The organism is Pedobacter gandavensis, from assembly GCF_032677645.1.
Lineage (GTDB): Bacteria > Bacteroidota > Bacteroidia > Sphingobacteriales > Sphingobacteriaceae > Pedobacter > Pedobacter gandavensis_A.
Window position 1 is genome coordinate 246,430 of record NZ_JAVTSB010000008.1, and the last position, 25,417, is coordinate 271,846.

Annotated in this window: 1 protein-coding gene; it reads left to right on the plus strand. The window is 45.8% G+C overall.

The window, feature by feature from the left end; genetic code table 11:
- Positions 1 to 47 precede the first annotated feature (47 nt).
- Positions 48 to 25,412, plus strand: a complete 25,365-nt coding sequence (locus R2Q66_RS15160) for a choice-of-anchor Q domain-containing protein (protein WP_316750423.1) — start codon at positions 48 to 50, stop codon at positions 25,410 to 25,412.
- The last annotated feature ends 5 nt before the right edge of the window (positions 25,413 to 25,417 follow it).

A 25,417-nucleotide genomic window follows, 5' to 3' on the forward strand; every position in this document is an offset into this window, starting at 1 on the left:
ACATATTGAATCTTAATTTTTTCAAGAAGAAATCCCTTCATCAAATTATGCGTACCTCCCTTTTTAAGGCCATTGCTTTTTCTATTTTTTTCTTTACCGCTCTTCAAACTTCCGCTCAAACAAAAATTTATGTAAATGCCACTGCAACGGGTTCAAACACCGGTGTGGATTGGGCAAATGCCTATACTGACTTGCTCAATGGCATTACTAAATCGGTTACCGGAAATGAAATCTGGGTGGCTAAAGGAACTTATAGTCCGGGGCCGGGAGCTGGAGATACCTTTATCCTGAAAACAGGAGTTAAAATTTACGGTGGTTTTGCCGGTTCAGAAAACGCGCTGACACAGCGTGTATCCGGGGCGAATGGCCTGTTTACCATCAATCAAAGTATTTTAACCGGTAGTAATATCAACAACCATGTGCTGACTAACACAGCCGCGGTTTCCAAAGAAACGGTTTTAGATGGATTTACCATTAGTGGCGGCAGAGCCTTAAACACGAATGTGGGGGGCATACCAAACCGAGGTGCCGGAATCTACAATACAGCCGGATCTGCGGTTTTTCAAAACCTGTGGATTAAAGACAATATCGCCAGTAATTATGGCGCAGGATTTTTTAACAGTGGCACGCCTACTCTGAGCAATGTCCTACTCGAAAGTAACAGCTTTTATAATTCAACTTTCAGTGCTACTTTCGGAGCGGGGATGTATTCTTCCGGAGCGGCGGTGTTCAAAGACGTTTCATTTGTGAACAATACCGGAGCAAGTTCAGGTGGCGGACTCTACATTACGGTTCCAGCCACCCTGGAAAATGTACTATTTAAAAACAATACCTCCACAGGAAATGGTGGTGGATTAACCAGTATCCTCGGTACTTCCAGCTCTTTGATCCTGACTTTGGACCGTGCAACTTTTATTCAAAACACAGGGGGATTACAAGGAGGCGCAATTTATTCGACCTCCGGATTAACCGTTCGTAACTCCATATTCAGTAGAAATAAGATCACGGGCTTACTTGTAGCCAATCTCGGTGGGGCAATATATGGCACAAATACCGCGATGAACATCATCAACAGTAGCTTCAGCAATAATACCATTTCCTATGTTGCAGCGGATCCTAATACCACTTTCGGAGGGGCTGTACATGCCAACATTGCCTCAACGATTTACAACAGTATTTTCTGGGGAAACAAAAGGGGAAATGAGATCGCAGATCAGATTGGAGGACTAAAAATCACCATGGAAAGTAGTTTGGTGCAGAACAATTACACCTATGGACTCAACAATATCATCGGAAACCCTGATTTTGTAAATCCGGATCAGGACGACCTGAGACTAAAAAATGGCTCTATCGCAATCGATGCAGGAGACAATTCCAAACAATTCGGAACAACGGATATCGTTGGAAATGTCAGGTTAATCGGTCAGGAAATCGACCTTGGAGCGATTGAAAATCCTTCCGGAATGACCGGTACTTTAGACATTCTGCCGGCAACAATCAGCGTGCAGCAACGTGGATTACCTTTTAACCTGCCGCTCAGTATCAAAGGAGGTTCGGCAAGCAACTGGGAGCTTTCGTTTGGCGCATTACCTCCGGGAATTAGCTTAAACCAGAAAACCGGACAGTTGACTGGTATTCCAACCATCGCCGGCAATTATTTAATCGGGATAAAAGCAAGCAATGGCTCGGTTACAGGAAGCAGACAATACAATTTTGCGATCAGTCCCGGCGCAACCAGATTACATGTTAACCTGGCGGCAACAGGAGCGAACAATGGGATCGACTGGGCAAATGGCTATACCAGATTACAAACAGCCTTGGCAATTGCCAAAGACGGAGATGAAATCTGGGTGTCAAAAGGGAAGTATAGTCCGCATATAGACTCTGCTTTTTCCATGATTTCGGGCGTTAAAATGTATGGCGGTTTTACCGGTACAGAAACGGTTTTAACCCAACGAATAGCAGATCAATTCGGAAAATTCACAAGCAATGAAACCATTTTAAGTGGTAACGGGGTCAATAAGCACGTGATATTGAACAATACGGTAGCCCTATCTGTAAACACCTTAATGGATGGTTTTACCATTTCAGAAGGTAATGCAACCGGCACTGGAATAGATCTTAATGGTGGGGCCATATATCATGCGGCTGTGGCTGCGAATGGGGTTTTCAATAATATGATCTTTAAAAATAACAAAGCCAATACTTATGGTGGAGCGATCTATAATCTGGCTTCGGGCTTAAAGCTAAACAATGTTCTTTTTGAGGGTAATGAGGTAACTACGACAACCAGCTTTGGTGGTGGATTGTATAATACAGGCCTCAATACCAGTATGAATCAGGTGGTGTTCAGGAATAACAAAGCAGCTAATGGTGGTGGTATTCACAATACCGCAGCAGGGAAAAATGTAAGCCTGACGGAAAGTACTTTTGAAGGGAATATCAGTGATGGAACGGGGGGTGGAATCTCCAATGTCGGGGAGATCAGCCTGACCGATGTAATCTTTAAAAACAATACCGCCAAAACTACTGGTGGCGGTCTGTATAGTACCATAAACGCAAACCTGGATCGGGTGTCTTTTATAGAAAATACCGCGGAACAAAAAGGAGGAGGGATTCATTCCTATGCAGCAATCACGCTGCGTAATGTGATCCTCAGTAAAAATAGTGTAACCGGAACCATAGCAGGCCCTACCGGGGGAGGGATGTTTATAGAAAATGGAACAGCGACCATTCTGAACAGTACTTTCAGTAACAATACGGTTGCCTCAACGGCTGTTGCACCAGCTTTTGCCGGTGCCGGGTTATGGGCCGGGGTAGCTACAGTCAGTATTCACAACAGTATTTTTTGGGGTAATAAAAGGGCTAATGAGGTTGCGGATCAGCTTGGAGGTAGCGTCCTTAAGGATATGGCCAATAACATTGTCGAGAACAACAGTCTCTCCGGAACAAACAACCTGATTGGTAATCCTGATTTTGAAAACCCGGAACAACATGATCTCCAACTTAAAAACGGTTCGATTGCCATTGATGCCGGTAATAATTTAAAAGTGGCTTCGGCAACGGATTTTGCCGGTAATACCAGAATGATCAATGGAACAGTGGACATCGGTGCTTTGGAAAATCCGTTAGGTATGCCGGGTTCATTAACCATTATGCCTTTAACCATTACGCCACAGCTTCGTGGAGCAAACCTGGTACAGGAACTGATCCTGACCGGTGGTTCTGGTATTGCAGAATGGTCATTGCTGACAGGTAGTTTACCTTACGGAATTAATCTGGATGCGAAAACAGGGGCCTTAACAGGGATTCCAACCGTTGCCGGTACTTACATTTTTGTGTTGCGCGTATTGCAGGGAAATAAGGTGGGTACCCGCCAATATACGGTGGTTATTAATCCAGGATTAACAAGGTTACATGTCAATTTATCGGCTTCCGGAGACAATAACGGAATCGACTGGCGCAATGGTTTTAACAGATTGCAATCTGCTTTAGCCATTGCCAGAGACGGAGATGAAATCTGGGTGTCCAAAGGGAAATATAGTCCGCATATAGACTCTGCTTTTGCTATGGTTTCAGGCGTTAAAATTTATGGCGGTTTTGCGGGGACAGAGACGAATTTAACGGAACGCCAGGCAGGTCAATCGGGTAAATTTACCGCCAATGAAACTATTTTAAGCGGTAATGGGGTCAACAAACATGTCATCCTAAACAATACATTAGCCCTTTCTGTAAACACGACAATGGATGGTTTTACCATTTCAGATGGTAATGCAACCGGCCCGGGAATAGATCTTAATGGAGGGGCCGTATATCAGGCAGCTGTGGCTGCGAATGCGGTTTTCAATAACATAATCTTTAAAAATAATAAGGCCAATTCCTATGGTGGAGCGATCTATAATCTGGCTTCGGGCTTAAAGTTAAATAATGTTCTTTTTGAGGGTAATGAAGTAACTACTACCCCCAGGATTGGTGGAGCATTGTATAACACAGGCCTTAATACCAGTATGAATCAGGTGGTGTTCAGAAATAATAAAGCAGCTAATGGCGGTGGTATGCACAATACCTCAACGGGGAAAAATGTAAGCCTGACGGAAAGCACTTTTGAAGGGAATATCAGTGATGGTATGGGTGGTGGAATCTCCAATGTCGGGGAGATCAGCCTGACCGATGTAATCTTTAAAAACAACACCGCCAAAACTACTGGAGGCGGTCTGTATAGTACCATAAACGCAAACCTGGATCGTGTGTCTTTTATAGAAAATACAGCGGAACAAAAAGGGGGAGGGATTCATGCTCATGCGGCAATTACGCTGCGAAATGTGATCCTTAGTAAAAATAGAGTCACTGGAGTGCTGGCAGGAAATTCCGGGGGAGGGATGTTCGTAGAAAATGGAACAGTTTATATTCAGAATAGTACTTTCAGTAACAATACGGTAGCCTTAACGGCTCCCGAGCCAACCTTTATTGGGGCGGGGCTATGGAATGGTTCAAATACGGTAAATATTTACAACAGTATTTTCTGGGGAAATAAAAGAGGGAATGGGCTGGAGGATCAGATTGGAGGACCGATACTTAAAAACATGGCGAACAACATCGTCCAGAACAATTATACTTCCGGAACAAATAACCTGATTGCTAACCCGGATTTTGAAAACCCGGATCAACATGACCTGAGGTTAAAAAACGGCTCTATTGCCATTGATGCCGGTTTAAATCAAGAGGTATATACCGCAACAGATTTGGCCGGAAAAACCAGAATTGTAAACGGCCTGGTCGATCTTGGCGCCTTTGAAAATCCACTGGGAATGTCTGCTTCTTTAGCGATTCTTCCGGGTTCTTTAACCGCATTACCGCGCGGTACAGCTGTTGAACTTCCCTTTACATTGAATACCGGAACGGCTCCGGCAACCTGGTCGGTATTTACCGGGGTATTGCCTTTGGGCCTGACTTTAAACAGTCAGACAGGGATCATCAGCGGGATCCCGATGATCGCCGGAAATTACACTTTCGTACTTCGTGCCCAACAGGGAAATCTGGCGGGAACCAAACAATATACAATGGTTGTAAATCCCGGAGCAACCAGATTACATGTTAATATCGGCGCTAAAGGCATCAATAATGGGGTAGATTGGAACAACGGATTCATCAAGCTACAAAGTGCATTGACACTGGCAAAAGCCGGAGATGAGATCTGGGTGGCTAAAGGGAAATATATTCCTGTAGCAGAGCTGGATTCTGCATTTTATATGGTTTCCGGTGTAAAAATGTACGGTGGATTTGTGGCCACAGAAACGAGTTTAAATCAGCGCTTAGCCGATGCCAATGGTAAGTTTACCGCCAACGAAACCTTGTTAAGCGGAAATGAATATAACCGCCATGTCATCACCAATGCCACCTTGATAAACCCCGAAACCTTGCTGGATGGTTTTACCATTGCTGATGGAAATTCTAACCATTCCGGAGGCGGGATTAACCACCTTGCAGCCGCAACGAACGGTACTTTTAGAAACCTGATCCTTAAAAATAATAAAGGTTATCATCATGGAGCAGCCTTTTTAAATCAGGCAACCGCAGTAAAAATCGACAATGTTCTTTTTGAAGACAATGTACTTATTGGAGGAAATCGTTACGGTGCCGGAATTTACAATACCGGAGCCAATTTGCTGATCAATAAGGCGGTTTTCAAAGGAAATCAGGGAGCGCAGGCAGCCGGGATTTACAACAACGCAACTGGTGTTACCATCAGTAACTCTGTATTTGAAAACAATGTGGTGACCACTTCCGGTGGAGCAATCGTGCATATTGCCGGGATCATGACCATCAGTAATACCGAATTCAACAGGAACCGCGCAGAAACCTTTGCCGGGGCAGTAGTTAACGGAGGTACAATAACCCTAAGCGATGTTGTCTTCAGGGAAAATACAGCGCTGTCCTATGCCGGAGCAATGAATAACACGGGTACTGTGGATATGGACAGGGTGTCTTTCCTGGGCAATACCGCAGTGCAAAATGGAGGAGCTTATTATAGTACAATCACGAGTAACCTGAACAATGTGTTGTTTAGCCGCAATAAAGTAACAGGCCCAACCGCTAACGGTGGAGCTGTATATTTTTATAGTGGTACTTTAAACATCAGCAATGCCACCTTTAGCAATAACAGTGTTGCCGTTGCAACGGTTAATGCTGGAGGAGCCTTGTTCAGAAATGGTGGAACGGTAAAGGTTTACAACAGTATTTTCTGGGGTAATACCAGAGGCGGTGGCTTATCCGACCAATTGAATACGGGAATCACGCTGATGAGTAGTACGGTAGAAGATGGCTATACCAGCGGAACGGCAATTCTGGTTGGTGACCCTTTATTTACCAATCCGGCAACCGACGATTTTAGTCTGAAAAACGGCTCGCTGGCCATCGATAAAGGAAACAATTCTTATACCAGTACCACAAAAGATATCGAAGGAAATCCGCGTTTTTACAATACACTGGTAGACCAGGGTGCTTATGAAAATCAGGGCGGTGCTTCCCTAAAAATTACACCGGCAAGTCTGGCCGTCATGATACGTGGCGAAGAACAAAATGTCCAGTTACAGGCTACTGGCGGAACCGGAACCTATACCTGGAGCTTACTTTCCGGAGATCTTCCTACCGGACTTTTTATCAGTCCGGAGGGTAAAATCCATGGCCGTGCCATGGTTTCTGTCATTGGCGGATATACTTTCGCCATTGCCGTTACCGATGGTACCCTGGTTGGATCAAAACAATATACCGTAGAAGTACAACAGGCAGCAACGCGGATTTATGTGCGCGAAGCCGCTACGGGAGCAAAGACAGGGATCAACTGGCAGCATGCGATTACTGATTTACAGCTCGCGCTGACACAAGCCGGAACGGGCGATGAGATCTGGGTAGCTAAAGGAAATTACCTGCCGGGAACGGAGGTGGCTTCCACTTTTTCCCTGAAAGAAGGCGTTAAAATGTATGGTGGTTTTGCAGGTACAGAAGACGCGCTGACAGAACGCCAGGCAGATGCAAATACACTGTATACTGCTCATGAATCCGTACTGAATGGGAATGGAAAAAGCTACCATGTGGTTAGCAATACCCTGGCCTTAACAGCAGCAACAGTGCTGGATGGATTCAGTATTACCGGTGGACAAACCCTGACTGGAAGTACTTCACTGGCTTATTATGCTGCGGGAATTTACAACAGTGCAGGATTCGCGATATTCAGAAACCTTTGGGTTAAAAACAACAATTCGGCTTATATAGCTGCGGGGATTTATAACAATGCGCCGGCAACATTCGAAAATATCCGGATGGAAAAAAACATAGTTTCAGCCAGTAATGGAATGGGCGGCGGACTATACAACAACAATGCCCTGGCAACTTTCAGAAAGCTGACGTTCATCGGGAATGAGGCTTCACAAGGCGCGGGGATGTACAATTACATTGGCGACGTCAGGCTGGAAGACCTGACCTTTACAGGCAATAAAGCCAGTACTGGTGGTGGTGCTGGTTTGTACCATAGAACAGGCTTGCTGACCATCAGAAAAGCAATTTTTGAAGGCAATATTTCTGCCCTTACCGGTGGAGCAATATTAAGTGCCGGGGTCATCGACGCAGAAGATTTAACCTTTAAAGGGAACACTGCCGGCACTACCGGTGGAGCAGTACATACTACCGGATCTTTTACGCTAAACCGCGGTTCTTTTATCGCCAACAGCAGTGCACAATATGGTGCCGGAATTTACAATTCTTCCATCGTCAGGTTAGATAATGCGATCTTTAGCAGAAACAAAACCACCAATACAAATACCACCGGATATGGGGCCGGAATGTACCATGCTTCCGGAACAGCAACGCTTTCCAACACCACTTTCAGCAACAATACCACGGCCTATACCCATGCTTCAACAGCAACCGGTGCAGGCTTTTTCAAAGTAGCATCAGGAACGGTGGCCATTTACAACAGTATCTTCTGGGGCAATAAACGTGGCGGAGAAGTGGCGGATCAGTTAACCGGTACAGGTTTAACCATCGCCAACTCTATCGTAGAAGGCGGTTATGTAGCAGGCACAAACATCTCTATCGGCAACCCCTCTTTTATAGATGCAGCGCAGGATAACCTACGCGTTAAAGCGGGATCGGCAGCAATCGATGCCGGAGACAATGCTGCGACCGGAACTTCCAGAGATCTGGACATCAACGAAAGGGTGGTAAATGGTCAGGTAGATATGGGGGCTTATGAAAATCAGGGTGGCTCAAGTCTGAGCATCCTTCCGGCAACGCTTCCTCCGGGAACACGTGGCGCAATCTTAAACCAGCAATTTACCGCAACAGGCGGGGAAGGGAAATTAACCTGGGCAGTATCTTCCGGGAATCTCCCGGCAGGACTTTCTTTAAGTGCCGGAGGATGGTTAACCGGCAGAGCGATGGTCGCAGGCAGTTATACTTTTGTCCTCTCCGTAACCGACGGCCAGTTTATCGGCAGCAAGCAATACACTTACCTCATCAATACCGCAGGCACACATTTATACACCAATGAAAAGGCGACAGGGAAAAAGGATGGCAGCGATTGGGAAAATGGATATACCGACTTACAATCGGCCATAACCCAGTCCCTTTCCGGAGATGAAATCTGGGTGGCGAAAGGGAATTATAGTCCCGGCTTACTCGTCACTTCTTCTTTCAATTTAAAAGAGAATGTGAAAATATACGGAGGCTTCGCCGGAACAGAAGCAAGCTTAGCCGCAAGAAAAATATCAGCAGTAAATACCTTAAATAAAAGTACCCTGGATGGGAGTCAGGGCGTAGCAAGTTACCATGTGGTTTCCAATACCATCGCCCTAACCAATGCCACGATACTAGATGGATTTACCATCAGCGGAGGAAAAGCTTTAATCACGAACAGCAGCAGTTTAAATGCGAATCATTATGGGGGAGGGATTTATACCAGCCTTGGAAATCCAGTATTTAGTAACCTGATCATTACCGGCAACAATGCCGTTTATGGAGGAGGAATGATGGTACTTGGCGGCATAGTGACCATTAACAATACGCAGTTTATTGGCAATACCACGAACGGAAGTTATGGTCGGGCATCCGCTTTATTTGTAGGTTCCGGGACTACGGTAAACCTGGACAGTGCCAGTTTTGAAAGCAACCTGGTGACGATGGGTTCCTACACCACTGCCGGTGCCATGATGAACAACGGTACGGTAACCATGACCAACAGTTCATTTAAAAACAACAGACTCGAGGGCACTACTTATGGACAGGGAGGTGCTTATCACCATGCCGGAGGTGCTTCTTCAAAAATATCAAAAACCACCTTTACCGAAAACACGGCCCTAGCCGGTGGAGCGCTTTATGCTTCCAGCGGGGTCCTGGAATTGAGGGATGTTGTCTTTACCGGAAATAAGGCCGCCGCAGCGGGTGGTGGCATGCACAATCTCGGTACACCGGTATTAGACCGGGTATCTTTTATTGCCAACGAATCCGTACAACATGGTGGGGGATTATTTTCTTCCGGTGTTGCCAAATTAGACAATGTGCTCTTTAGCAGGAATAAGGTAACGGGCACCGGAAACTACTATGGCGGGGGAATGTATGCTGGCGCCAATACCAGTTTAATCAATGCCACTTTCAGTAACAACAGCGTGGCCAGAGCTACGGCAGGCGGCGGAGGTTTGTTCCGCGGAGGTGGTACGGTAAGCGTTTACAACAGCATTTTCTGGGGAAATACTTTTGGCGCTAACCTTCCGGATCAGATTTCAGGAGTAGTAACCATCGACCAGAGTATTGTACAAGGCAATTATAACGGCGGAACAAATATCGTGATCGGAAATCCTTTATTTGTGAATGCCGACCTGGATAACCTGCGTCTAAAAGGAGGATCTCCGGCGATAGATATGGGGAACAATACTAAAATATCTACCTCAAAAGATCTGGATGGCAATCCGCGTTTAGTGAACGAAACGGTGGATATGGGTGCCTATGAAAATCAAGGGACAGCCAGTCTGATCATTTCGCCTGTAAGTCTGACGGCATATAACAGAGGAGATTCTTTGGAAGTTCCTTTAACGGTAACCGGTTCTACAGAACCGCTAACCTGGAGAATTACCTCTGGAAATTTACCGGTAGGGATTGTTCTGAAACCTACTGGCGAGCTTTCGGGCAGACCGATGGTTGCGGGCGCTTACATTTTTGTGGTAGCCACAAGCGATGGCACCTTACTGGGTAGCAAGCAATATACTTTAGTGGTCAACCCGGCCAGTACAGTCTTGTATGCTAACGTCGCTGCAACTATGGGTAACAATGATGGAAGCAGCTGGGAACATGGTTTCACAGACCTGAAAAACGCCTGGAATAAATCCATCAGCGGAGATCAGATCAGGGTGGCGAAAGGGAAATATAGTCCGGGGCCATTGGTCACCGACTGGTTTACCATGAAGGAAAACGTGAAAGTTTACGGTGGTTTTGCCGGAACAGAAAAGACCCTTGAAGAACGCCAGGCAAATAACATCCATAGCGAAAACCAAACTACTTTAGATGGTAGTCAGGGAGTAGCCAGCAGACACGTTGTATTTAACAACCTGCCTTTAACCAATGCCACGGTACTGGATGGATTTACAGTGAGCGGCGGACAAGCGCTGGCCAATGGCGATACCGACAACCATCGAGGTGGGGGTATTTACAACTATGCAACCGTTAAAGCAGTATTTAATAACCTGCAAATTCTAAATAATAAAGCAGACCGCGGTGCGGGAATCTACAATCAGGGGCCAGCAGTGTTTACGAAACTGCTCTTCCAGCATAACGAAGCCTCTGCTTATGGAGGGGGGATGTACAACTTAAACATCGGAATTACCTTAAACAATGCCACTTTCAAACAAAATACCGCCAAACTTTATGCCGGTGGATTTGCCCACAATGGTGGCGTATTAAACGTAGTTAACAGTTCATTTATCAATAACACTGCCGGTCAGCAGGCCGGTGGGATGTACCACCTCGCAGGAACAGCCAATCTGGAAAACGTGCTGTTCAGCAGAAATGAGGTAACCACCGCAGGCAATTACTATGGTGGTGGTTTATTTGTTGCCGCAGCTGCAACGCTGAACAACGTAACCTTTAGCAATAACAAAATCGCTTTCACACATGCGACTACTTTAGGGGGTGCAGGCTTGTACAAAAGTACGGGCGTCATCAATGTGAACAACAGTATTTTCTGGGGAAATAAACGCGGTAACGACCTGATCGATCAGCTCAATGCCAACATCGTATTGACTCAATCGTTGGTGCAGGGCGGATATGCTACCGGAACAAATGTACTGATCGGTGATCCTTTATTTCAACAGGCAGAGGCCGATAACCTACAGCTAAAAGCAGGTTCTCCGGGGATTGATGCCGGAGACAATGCGAAGAACAACAGTACCACAGATCTATCCGGAAATCCAAGGGTAGTCAATGATCAGATCGACCTTGGTGCTTACGAAAATCAAGGTGGATCAGGCTTGAAAATTCAGCCAGCGAGCTTTAGTCCTTTCTTAAGGGGGATCAATCCATTGATTCAAATGACCGCTACCGGTGGTTCAGGAAACTATACCTGGATCGTACAATCGGGAAGCTTGCCGGTAGGTTTAATCTTAACGCCGGAAGGCTTAATCACCGGCAATCCGACTTTAACCGGGAGCTATACTTTTGTAGCTGCGGCAACGGATGGACAGCTGATCGGGAGTAAGCAATATACGGTTACCGTAACCGGAGGGACCACCCGCTTATTCGTAAACCAGGCGGCAAGCGGAGGAAATAACGGCAGCAACTGGGCAAATGCCTTTATCGATCTACAACCTGCATTGGCACAAACCTCGGCAGGGGACGAAATCTGGGTAGCAAAAGGAAGTTACAGTGCCGGACTTACCGCCAGTTCTTACTTCATCCTAAAAGAAGGGGTAAAAATATACGGTGGTTTTGCAGGGACTGAATCCTTGCTCGCAGAAAGAGATTCTGCGGCGGTCCGCGGGCTTTATGAAACCATTCTCGATGGAAGTAAAGGTATCGCAAGTTACCATGTGGTCTACAATACCGCAGCCTTAACAGCGGCCACGGTATTGGATGGTTTTAGTATCGAAGGTGGAAAATCAGCATGGAGTTATGGCTCTTCTTCTAATGCCAATTATTACGGCGGCGGGATTTACAATACTGCCGGATCAGTGGTATTCCGCAACCTTTGGATTAAAAATAACATCGCCACTTACGGGGCAGGTTTATACCACCAGGGAACGGCCAGCTATACCAATATCACCTTCAGCAATAACGAAACGAAAGGCTATGCGGCCAGGGGATCTGCCGTTTATAATGTCAGTGGATTTAAATTGCAGAACGGTGTTTTTGAAAACAATAAGATCACAGAATCGGCCAGTTATACCGGATATGGAGCCGGTATTTTCAACACCGGAACTTTAGAACTGACTGACGTTAAATTTATCAATAATACCATTAACAGCGGACAAGGGGGGGCAATTTACTCCAACTCCGGATCGTTGATCAAAATTAAAGAGGCTACGTTTACCGGAAATAAGGCTACAATTGGTGGCGCTTTATTCCTGGCTAATGGAAGCCTGGAACTGAGTTCAGCAACATTTAAAGACAATGCTGCTTCCACAACCGGAGGCGCAATTTATAGCGCAGCAACGATGGCTTTAAACCGCATCTTGTTTGCCGGAAATATGGCGGTTCAGCATGGGGGAGCCATCTGGACTACCGGTGCTATGAAAATCGACAATACCGTTTTCAGCAGAAACAAAGTGACGGGTACGGGCAACTATTTTGGAGGGGCAATATTTGTAGGCTCCGGGACCACCAATATCAGCAATGTGAGTTTCGGGGGCAACAGCATCAGCTATGTAAACCCGGGTGCAACGGCAAGCTATGGGGGCGCAATCTTCCGCAGTGCGGGAACAGTAAACGTTCACAATAGTATCTTTTGGGGCAATAAACGCGGTAATAATATAGCCGATCAGCTGAACGCAGGAATCGTAATTGCCAGTTCCATTGTTCAAAATAACTATGCTACCGGAACCGATATTAAAATCGGTGATCCGATGTTTGTAGATCAATTGGCGGATAACCTCAAACTTAAAGGAGGATCTTTAGCCATCAATGTGGGCGGCAACAACTGGCAGACTTTTGATAAAGATCTGGCAGGAAATCCAAGGGTAGTCAATGACGTAGTCGATCTGGGTGCCTACGAACATGATGGTGCCGGACAATTAATGATCAGTCCGCCGGTTATTCCAGACCTCATCAGAGGAACTTATCTGGACCTTCAGTTTACACCTACCGGAACTACATCACCGGTTACCTGGAGCTTCCAGGGTGGGAAACTGCCTACCGGACTGGTCTTCTTACCAGATGGTAAATTAAGAGGAACCCCAACATTAACCGGCAGCTACACCTTTGTAATCGGTGCCGGAGACGGAACAATCGCAGGAAACAAACAATATACAGTAACTATAAAAGAAGGATCAGCCCGGTTATTTGTCCACCAAACAGCAACCGGCGACAATAACGGGAGTAACTGGCAACATGCCTTCCCTGATTTACAAGCTGCCATGGCGCAAGTCAAAACAGGCGATGAAATCTGGGTAGCAAAAGGGACTTATTCGCCGGGATTATTAACCAGCAGCACCTTCACTTTAAAAGAAGGCGTCAAAATGTATGGTGGTTTTGCAGGAACGGAAACCTTGTTAACGGATAGAATATCAGAAAACATCGCGACTACAAATGAAACAATTCTTGGCGGTGCTGCTGCGGTGATCAGCTACCACATTGTCTACAATACCGCAGCCTTAACTTCGGCAACGGTACTGGATGGTTTCAGTATTCAGGGCGGAAAAGCAGCCTGGAGTTACGGCTCTTCTTCCAATGCCAACTATTATGGTGGAGGAATTTACAATACCGCAGGAACAGTGATCTTCCGAAACCTATGGATCAAGGATAACATTGCTACGTATGGCGCAGGTTTATACCATGCCGGAGACGCAACATACAGCAACATCAGGTTTACAAACAACACCGCAAAAGGTTATGCGGCACGTGGTGCAGCAGTGTATAACGGTAGAGGATTTAATTTAACCAAGGGTGTTTTTGAAGGCAATAAAATCACAGAATCGGCCAGTTACACCGGTTACGGGGCAGCCATCTTTAACACAGGTTTGCTGGAACTGGAGGAGGTTAAATTCTTAAACAACATCATTGCCAACGGACAGGGTGGCGCGATTTACAGCAACTCCGGTGCAGGGATTAAGGTCTTTAAATCGGAGTTCAGCGGAAATAAAGCAACTACTGGTGGTGCTTTGTTTATCGCCAATGGCTACCCGGAAATCACTGAAGTGACCTTCCAGGGTAATGCGGCTACAGGAATGGGAGGGGCAATGTATACCTCGGGAACACCGGTATTAAACCGTGTTTCTTTTATTGATAACACCTCTGGCCAACATGGTGGAGCCATCTGGACCAGTGGTCCCATCAGAATCGACAACAGTATTTTTAGTCGCAATAAAGTGAGTTCAACAGCAGGGCATTATGGAGGGGCAATGTTTGTCAACTCCGGAGAAGCACTAATCAATAACGTTACTTTTAGCAACAACAGCATCAATTATATCAACGCCAATGCCAACTTAAATTACGGAGGCGCATTGTTCCGGAATTCAGGCGTAGTAACGCTTCACAACAGTATCTTATGGGGGAATAAACGCGGTAATAATGTAATGGATCAACTCAATGCAGGCATCATTGCCGGCAGCACTTTAATCCAGAACAACTATGCTACCGGTGAGGATATCAAGTTTGGAGATCCGATGTTTGAAGACGCAGCGGCGGATAACCTGAAACTTAAAGGCGGATCGCTGGCTATTGATGCCGGAAGAAACAGCTGGCAGGGATTCGATAAAGACCTTGGCGGAAAACCGAGGATCATCAACGATCTGGTAGACCTTGGGGCTTATGAAAATGAAGGCGGAGAAAGCCTGATCTTAAATCCGGTAACCATTGCTCCTTTGAAAAGAGGGGCCTATGTAGACATTCAGTTAACCGCAACAGGCACTACTTTGCCGCTTACCTGGTCTTTACAGGGAGGTAAATTGCCAACTGGATTGATCTTCCTGCCGGATGGAAAACTAAGGGGAACACCAACCGTAGTGGGCAGTTATACCTTCGTAATCGGTGCTACAGATGGCATCATGGGCGGAAACAGACAGTATACGGTGAACATCTTAAACGGTACCGGAAGGCTGTTTGTACACCAAACCGCAACAGGGGATAACAACGGTAGTAACTGGCAACATGCTTTTACAGATTTACAGGTTGCCTTAGGTCAAACCTCTGCAGGAGACGAGATCTGGGTGGCCAAAGGGACTTATAGTCCGGGCTTACTGGTTGGATCTTTCTTCACCTTAAAAGAAGGAGTAAAGATTTACGGGGGCTTTGCCGGAACAGAAACGGTATTGACAGACAGAGACAGCACGGCCATTCGCGGTGTCAACGAAACCATCCTTGATGGTAGTCTGGGCAAACCAAGTTACCATGTGGTTTACAATACAACCGCAGTAACCAATGCAACAGTACTGGATGGTTTTTCTATCCAGGGTGGAAATGCCGGAACAAACTACAACAGCTACTATTACAATGGCAATTATTACGGTGCAGGGATTTACAATACCGCCGGAGCAGCGATTTTTAACCACTTATGGATTAAGAACAATGTGGCCAGTTATGGTGGTGGTTTATACCATTTGGGAGCAGCGAGCTATAGCAATATCATCTTCAGCAATAACCGTACAACCGGACAAAATTCCCGTGGTTCGGCAGTTTACAATGCCGGTGGATTTAAGCTTAAAGGAGGAGTTTTTGAAAACAATAAGATCATTGAATCGGCCAGTTATCCGGGTTACGGATCGGCCATGTTTAGTGCCGGACTGGCGGAATTAACAGATGTTAAATTCTTAAATAACACGATCACCAACGGACAAGGAGGTGCGATTTACAGTACTTCCGGAGCAGCACTAACCATTACCAATGCCAGTTTTACCGCCAATAAATCGACTACCGGAGGCGCAGTTTTTGTCGCCAACGGAACACCGGTATTTACCAATGTGAGCTTTAAAGACAATACGGCCACAGGAAGCGGTGGAGCAATTTATGCCAGTGGCACGCTAACCTTAAACAGAACTTCATTTACCAATAATACCGCCGGATTACATGGTGGAGCGATCTGGACGAACAGTGTGTTTAAGCTCGACAACAGTACTTTTAGCAGGAACAGCGTCACTTCTTCTGCCGCCAATTACGGGGGGGCAATTTTTGTCTACTCCGGAACAGCAGTGATCACAAATACGACGTTCAGCAATAACAGCATCAATTATTCTAAACCAGGGCTCGTAAATTATGGCGCGGCTATCTTTAGAAATGCAGGAACCGTGACGGTAAATAACAGTGTGCTTTGGGGGAATACAAGGTGGCATTTAACCCCGGATCAACTCAACCTGAACATTAAAGTCAACAATTCCCTGATTCAGGGAGGCTATCCAACAGGCCTGAATATCATTGATGCCGACCCGATGTTTGCAAACGCAGCAGCGGATGATTTGTCCTTTACCGGATGTTCGCCAGCGATAAATACAGGAGAAAACAGCCTCGTTGTTGCAGGCAATAAAGACCTTGCCGGATTGGAAAGAATCCAGTCGGAATGGGTAGATATGGGTGGATTGGAATACCAGAACAGTGTGATTGAAGTAAAACCAGAGGCTATGCCTCTGGGGAATCGCGGGCAGACTGTTACCGTGCAGTTACAAGGAATCAACGGAACAGGTGGCAATGGATCCGGAGGCACAGGAACCGCTGGCAACTATACCTACCAGATCGTTTCCGGGAAACTTCCTGACGGACTTTCGATGACCCCAACAGGCCTCATCAGCGGTAATCCTTTTGTGATCGGCAAATACACTTTTGTGGTCAAAGCAACAGATGGGAACCTATGCGGCTACCGGATGTACAACATGGAAATTATAGCAGGAAGCGGTGTGGTTCGCATCCTGGTTAATCAAGCCGCAGTTGGCGGACAAAATAACGGAAGCACCTGGGACAATGCCTACCTCGACCTGCAAAACGCGCTGAAAGTATCGATTACTGGGGATGAAATCTGGGTGGCAAAAGGGACTTACAGTCCGGGGCCACTCGTCACTTCTACCTTCCAGTTGAAAGAGGGGGTTAAAATATACGGTGGTTTTGCTGCCACAGAAACCTTGCTTTCAGAAAGAGATACCTTAACTACCAGAACACTTCATCAAACAATTTTAGACGGTAAAAATATCAGCAGACACGTCGTTTTTAATAATAAAGCACTGACGAAAGCAACGGTTCTGGATGGATTCACCATCAGCGGCGGACGTTCAGTAGTTGGAAATAGCGGTAGCGAACCTTATATCGGTGCTGGTATTTATAACGTTTCCGGGGCGATGATCTTTAACGACCTCTGGATTAAAAACAACAATTCCAGTAATTACGGAGGCGGGATGTACAATGCATCGGCCGCATCGGTATTAACAAAGATCACTTTTGAAAACAATACGGTGAGCAGGGGAAGCTATTCTTTTGGGGGTGGATTATACAACTCCGCAGCCATCAAAATGAACCAGGTCGAATTCCTGAACAACAGCGCAAATTCCGGTGGGGGATTGTACCATGTATCTGGGGCATTAAATCTAACTAATGTGGTGTTCAAAGAGAACAAGGCAGCCTTAACCGGTGGTGGTTTTTATGCTTATACCGGCACGATTACCATGGACGGCGCTAAGTTTATCGGAAATACTTCTGCGCAACATGGTGCTGGTTTATACCAGTACGTCTCTGTATTAACCTTAAATAATGCGGTGTTCAGCAGCAATAAAGTGACCGGTACGGGCGCTTATTTCGGTGGAGGTTTGTATCAGTATACTTCAACGTCTAACCTCAATAACGTTACTTTTAGCAACAACAGTATCGCTTATGTGAATGCTGCAGTAACCAAATATGGCGGGGGTATTTATCGCAATGCGGGAACGATTAACTTAAAAAACAGTATCCTTTGGGGCAACAAACGAGGTAACAATGTAGCGGATGAGTTGAACCTGAATGTGACGGTGAGCAATGCCCTGATCCAGGGCGGATACCTTGCCGGAAAAACGGTGATCACTGCCAATCCGATGTTCAACCTCAGCAATCCAGACGACCTTTCTTTATCAGATTGTTCGCCAGCCATCAATATGGGGGATAATGTTTTTGCTGCGGGATTAACCAAAGATATTGCCGGTAAAACGAGAATCATGGCCGATGCCGTAGATCTGGGGGCTTATGAAAATCAGCAAAACAGAATCATGGTAGGGCCAGCGGCATTACCGGAAGGTATCCGCGGTCAACGTTACACCCAACAAATAAACGCTACCGGTGGCAGCGGAACCTATACCTACGCCATCAGCTATGGTAAATTACCAGATGGATTGTTGATGAATGCTGCAGGAGCAATTACTGGTCGCCCGATCAATAGTGGCGTTTATACCTTTAATGTGACGGCAAATGACGGTACGCTTTGTGGAAACCGATTGTACACTGTAGAGGTGAGACCAGGTATCGGTGGCGTGCGGATTTATGTGAATCAGGCAGCTACCGGAATGGACAATGGTGCCGACTGGACCAATGGTTACCTCGACCTTCAAAAAGGGATGACTTCTGCCCTGGCCGGGGATACGGTCTGGGTAGCGAAAGGAAAATATAACCCGGGACCGAAATTAACCGACTACTATACCCTCAAAGAAAATGTGAAGCTCTTCGGTGGTTTTGCAGGAACAGAAAATGAGTTTGAAGACCGGAAAGCGGAAACAATTTCGACAACAAATGAGACGATTTTAAGCGGAGAAAACAGAAATTACCATGTCCTTTATAACCGCCTTGCCTTAACCAATGCAACCATCGTAGATGGATTTAGCATTGTAGGAGGAAAGACCGCAGTAGGTTCAAATTCCAGCAGTGAGCTATATTATGGGGCAGGTATTTACAACTCCCTGGGGAAAATCATCTTTAGAAACCTTTGGATCAAAGACAATGTAGCCTATACTTATGGTGGTGGTGTTTTCAATAGTGGTGCCGCTGAATTTATCAATGTCATCCTGGAAAATAACACCGCTGTTGTGGGTAGTTATGCCTTAGGTGGTGGAATGTACAACTCCGGTGCGGCGACTTTTAAAGACGTAAAATTCCTCAGCAATAAATCTAAAACCGGTGCAGGTTTATACAACATCAGCTCGGCAATTACGATGGATAAAGTGGATTTCAAAGACAATGCAGCTTCCGTTTCCGGAGGTGCACTGTACAATGCCAGCAATGGAAGACCAACGATCACGAATGCCAGGTTTATTGGAAATACGGCAGTACAACATGCTGGGGCGATCTACCAGTATTCGGGAATGTTAAACATCACGAATGCGGTGTTCAGCAGGAACAGGGTAACGAGTACGGCTGGCTATTATGGTGGTGCTTTGTACCATTATAACGGGGTTACCAATCTGATAAATACGTCTATTGCGAACAACAGTATCGCCTATGCGAACACCTCTGCCGCCAATCAATATGGTGGCGCAGTATATCGTTATACGGGAACGCTGAATATTTACAATACCATTTTATGGGGCAATAAACGTGGCAATCAGGTAGCCGATCAGCTGACTACCGGAATCGTTGTGGCCAATAGCACGGTCGAAAATGGCTATAAAACCGGTACGATGATCTTTATTAAAGACCCTCAGTTTAATAATCCTGAGGGAGATCAGTTGTCGCTTTCGCCATGTTCTCCGGCCATCAATATGGGGGATAACAGCAAGATTTCGGGTGTCGGACTAGACCTTGCCGGAGCAACGAGGATTCAACACAATACCGTAGATATCGGGGCTTATGAGTTCCAGGGATTGTACCTGGAAAATGCAGAACAGCAACTTCCGGAAGCCGATCAATGGAGCCCGTATACACATCAGGTGACTTTAGCCAAGCCCGGAAATTACACCTTTACCTTGTCTCAGGGCCTGTTGCCTGATGGGATGACGCTTAGTCCGGGAGGCTTGATTTCCGGAGAAGCAACCGAGTCTGGCGAGTACGAATTTACCCTTGCCGTGGCTGGTGATAATGTATGTGGTTCCCTGAAAATTAAACTGAAAGTGAACACCAGAGAACCTTACATTATAGAGGTCTTAAAACCTTACCCGCTGCCGGTTAAAATTGATACGGGAACACCTTTTAATCAGTTAACACTGGTGGCACAAGTGGAAGTGGTGATGAGCGATCAGAGCCATGCGAAGTTCCCTGTAGTCTGGTTGCCGGGAGATTATAACGGAAACGTAGAAGGTGTTTATACCTTGATTGGAAATATTACCGTACCTAAGCCGGAAATGAACAGGAACAACCTGACCGCCACCGCTAAAGTTGCCGTTTTAGACCCTGTATTTCCTTATATCATTGCCCTCGAAGAGCTGGCTCCGGTATATGTACGGTCTGGAACGCCTTTCTCAGAAGTCTTACCATTATTGCCAAAACAGGTTCGCGTCACTTATGATGACCGCGTCACCACAGATATGCTCAGTTTAATCTGGAAACAAGGGGCCTACGACCTGAAATCGGGTGTGTACCGCTTATATGCGGATCTGGTATTGAAAGAAATTCATGCCAATCCAGCCGGATTTGAAGCCAGTGTAGATGTATACGCGCAACATGAAGTGATCGAAATAGAGCCTTTAGCAGACATTACGGTGCCTTTACATACTACCGCAGCGAACCTGCCTTTACAGTCTTCGATCCGGGTAACTTACCATGATCAGACCACAGGATTCCTGACGGTGATCTGGGATAAATCTATCTACCTGCCTGCTAAAGGTGGGGAATATGATTTAAAAGGTGATTTACAATTGAAACCACTGATCTCAAATACCAAAAATTTATTCGCAAATCAGAAAGTCATCATCCGTAGAAACATCGTTTCTATCCTTCCGGTTCTTCCGGTAAGCACGCCTTATGCGACGGTATTTGATGATGTGGAATTGCCGCAAACGATTAAAGCGAAGTTTGATGATGGGACTACAGATACGGTAGGCGTAGAATGGAGGCCGGGCAAATACAATCCTATGGTTTCCGCCGACTATAACCTAAGCGGTAAATTACTGCACAATGCGAGTGTAGACAATACAGGGAATCTGGAAGCAAAACTGGTCTTAACCGTGCTGCCTAAACCTAAAAACATCGTGTCTATCAGTAAACCAGATTCAGTAAATGTAGCCTACGGCACTAAAATTAACGCGATTGAAGCCTTAAAGTTAGCGGTTCCGGTAACTTATGATGATGGCAGTACCGGTAGTTTAAATATGACCTGGGATACCGAAGGATATAATCCGCAGCTATCCGGTAGGTACGTTTTTGATGGTGATCCGATCCTGATTCCAGGTGTGGCGAACAAAGATCTGCGCAGTACAACCATTACGGTTATCCTGGGTAAAAAAGAAATCTTAACGGTCACAAATCCGGCTTTAATTAACGTAAAATATGGCACGGAAACGGATCAGATTGGCTTACCAGATGAAGTAAAAGTGACTTATAATGATCAGTCGGCAGGAACAGAAGGAGTCCTTTGGAGTTCCGAAACTTACAACCGTCTACAGGAAGGTAGCTATACTTTTAAAGGAGAAATTGTGATTCATGATCAGATTGAAAACCCGAACCTGCGCTATGCAGAGGTGATTGTAAAAGTTGGCCCGAAACCATTAAAGGTAGTTACTGCCTTAGCCGATTCTGTGAACATTCCTTTCAGTACTCCATTTAATGTGGCGAAGACATTGTTCCCTAAAAAGGCTGCGGTAACGTACGACAATGGAACTTCAGGAAGCTTAAATGTAACCTGGCTGGAAGGTGATTACCTGGCGGATGAACCAGGCGCTTACCAGCTGGTCGGTGAACTGGAAACACCGGAAGGATTCGTTAATCCGGATAGTGTAAAGGCAGATTTAAAAGTAAACATTGGCAAGCGAATCATTAAATCTTACCTCAGTCCGGATCCCCTAACCGTGTTTTTTGGAACAGATGCAGCAAGCCTGATCTTACCGGATGCCTTGATAGCAGAGTTTGTAAGTGGCGGCATGCAGGACCTTGGCGTAACCTGGGATCTGACAAACTACAATGGAAACCTGGAAGGGAAATATGCGGTTACCGGTACGTTTATCCTGCCGGATGATATAGAGAATTCTAAAGGAATCATTCCTAAAATAGAAATCAATGTACTGCCAAGGGCCAAAGAAATCCGCAGTTTAAAAGCAGATACGATAGTCGTAGTTTATGGTACAAAATTAAAAGACCTGGTTTTCCCAACTTCTCGCAATGCGAAATTAGACGATGGCACCAATCAGGATATTCCGGTGATGAACCCATCATTTGAAAGTCTGGATTACGACGAAACACAAGCAGGAACTTACCTGTTTGAAGGAGAATTGTCATTGCCACAAGGGATACAAAATCCAAACAATCTACCGGCTCAGGTATGGATTAAAGTAGGGAAGAAAGAGATTGTAAAGATCGCGCCAATTGAGCCTTTAAACGTGGCTTATGGCACTGGATTCGATGCTTTAACCTTACCCGAATCAGTAAAAGTGAATTACAATGACCAGTCGGAAGATGTGTTGTCGGTAGATTGGGCAAAAGGAAGTTACAATGAAATGTTAGCGGGTACTTATATCCTTCCGGGGATTATGGTGATCCCTTCGGAGATTGAAAACCCTAAATCGCTGCAACCTGCCATCAGTATAACGGTTGCGGAAAAGATCAGAACCCTGGTGACCATTACGGCGGATTCGCTGTCGGTAGCCAACGGAACGGCCTTAAATAACCTGGGTTTACCAGCTAAAGTATCCGGTCTTTTTGATGATGGTTCTACAGAATTGTTAAGCATCAGCAAATGGGATAATGCAGATTACAACGGGCTGGAAACCGGATCTTATGAGTTCATTGGAACGGTGATCATGCCGGTAAATACAGAAAACCCGAATGATTTAACCGCCTTTATGGAAGTTAAAGTCGCACCAAGATTTGTAGTTTCTGTGGCAGCGATACCAGATATGACGGTTCCTCATGGGACTTTATTTAGCAATCTGGCCTTGCCGGCACTCGTGAATGTGACTTACAATAACCAACAGGTAGAGCCGCTATCGGTACTCTGGGAAGCTGGAACTTTCGACGGAAATACCGCAGGAAGCTATTTGTTAAATGGCGTATTGTTACCCGATAGTCCGGAAGAAAATAAGGACAATAAAACAGCAGCAATCCGGATTACCGTACAAATTCCATTATTGCAAATCAGTGCGGTGACGGTAAATACGCCGGTTCATTTTCCTTTAGGAACCAGCAAAGCAGCGGTGATGACGCAATTGGGTGCGACCTTGCCCGTAACGTATACCGTAGGCACATCAGGCCTTGCAGGAGTAGTCTGGGAATCTGCCGACTTTATGGAAAACGAGGTAGGCAGCTATAACTTTATTGGTCTGTTGGATCCTGCGGATGGGGCTTCAAACCCAACAGGAATCACGGCAAAAGTGGAGGTAATCATCGATCAGAAAAACATCGTTTCAGTCGAAGAATCTACCGCCCTGGTTGATGTTTATGGCAAACTGTTTAGCGCTTTAGAATTGCCTTTAGCAGTTAAGGTAACTTACGACGACGGGACTAAAGACGAGCTACCGGTACTTTGGGAAGAGGCAGGTTACCAAAATAACCTGCTGCAAGAGCAAACGATTACGGGCTTACTACAATTGACAAACGACATCAGAAATACCTTAGACCTCAAAGGAAAAATCAAGATTACCTTGCAAAAGGACATTGATTCTGTAGCGGTAATCAGCCCGATAACGGTGGCTTACGGTACGCCTTTCTCCGGATTGGGCTTACCGGCTCAGATCGAAGTGACCTATAATGATGGTTCTACAGAAAAACTGAACGTAACCTGGGATCAGGCAGCTTATGCCGCGGCTCCAATTGGCGATTTATTAATGGTTGGCGAACTAACCTTAGCACCAAATACGGTCAACACGACGCTGCAAACAGGGTTAGCGACCATTCATATTCAGAAAGGGACACAGGTTATCAATTTCAGCGCCATTCCAAATAAGCAGTATGGCGATGCAGCCTTCCAGTTGCAGGCAACAGCGACTTCCGGTTTGCCGGTTACTTTTGAATTGCTGGACGGACATCTTGACCTGAATGGCGATCTGGCCACCATTGAAGGCGCGGGAGCAGTAGTCATTAAAGCGATTCAGGCGGGAAATGCCTTTTATGAAAAAGCAGAAGCTGAACAACGATTTGTAATCAGTAAAGCTTTATTGAGCGTTCATGGAGATATTTTGAAACGTTTCTTTGCCCATGAGAACCCTTCATTTACGTATCAAATGAAAGACTTCAAATATGGAGAAACAGAACAGGGCTTAAGGGCTGCGGCAAAACTTATCGGGGAACCAGAAATCAGCAGCACAGCTACCCAGGCCAGCTTACCAGGCATTTATCCGTTGGTGCTGAGTATTGGAACTTTACAAGCCGACAATTACGCCTTCACTTTTGTGAACGGATCTCTGGAGATTTCCAGATCATACCATACCATTACCTGGGACAGTAATGGCGGTACTGTGCTGGCCGCACAGGTGGTAGAAGATCAGACTTTGATCAATCCGGGTATCAGTACTAAGGCCGGGGCTGTATTTTATGCCTGGTATAGTGACCAGAATATGGAAACTGTTTTTAATTTTGGCCTCCCAATTACAGAAAGCGTTACGCTTTATGCAGATTGGAAGCTAAACCCATTGCCAACGTCAGGAGCAATCAGCATGAAGATGGTCGCAGATTATATGCTCGCCATCGGAGAACTAAATGAGAAAGAAAGAAAAGCACCCTTCTCCCTGGCAGGCTTAAATGCAAAGAGCCACCTGGAGGATCAGTTGCCTCCTTTCAAACTGACGGAATGGTATGGTTATGCTCCGGTTAAAAAGCCATTGCTAAAAACGGTGGCGGTTACAGCCAACAGCATTACGGCAGTGCTAACGGGCATGGCTTTAATTGATGATGGGGGATCGGCAATTTCTGAATCTGGAATCTGCTGGAGTACGGTGCCAAATCCGACAGTGGCGGATGCTAAAGTGATTGCCGGAGCGGATGCGCTGGTCATCAATCTGGAAGGATTGAGCACAGGAATCCCGTATTATGTGAAAGCTTATGCGGTAAATAAATCGGGACTGGCCTATGGAAATGAGCTGGCTTTCCTGATCAATGAAAATGGATTAATAGAAATTGTAAAGAAATAAAGGAT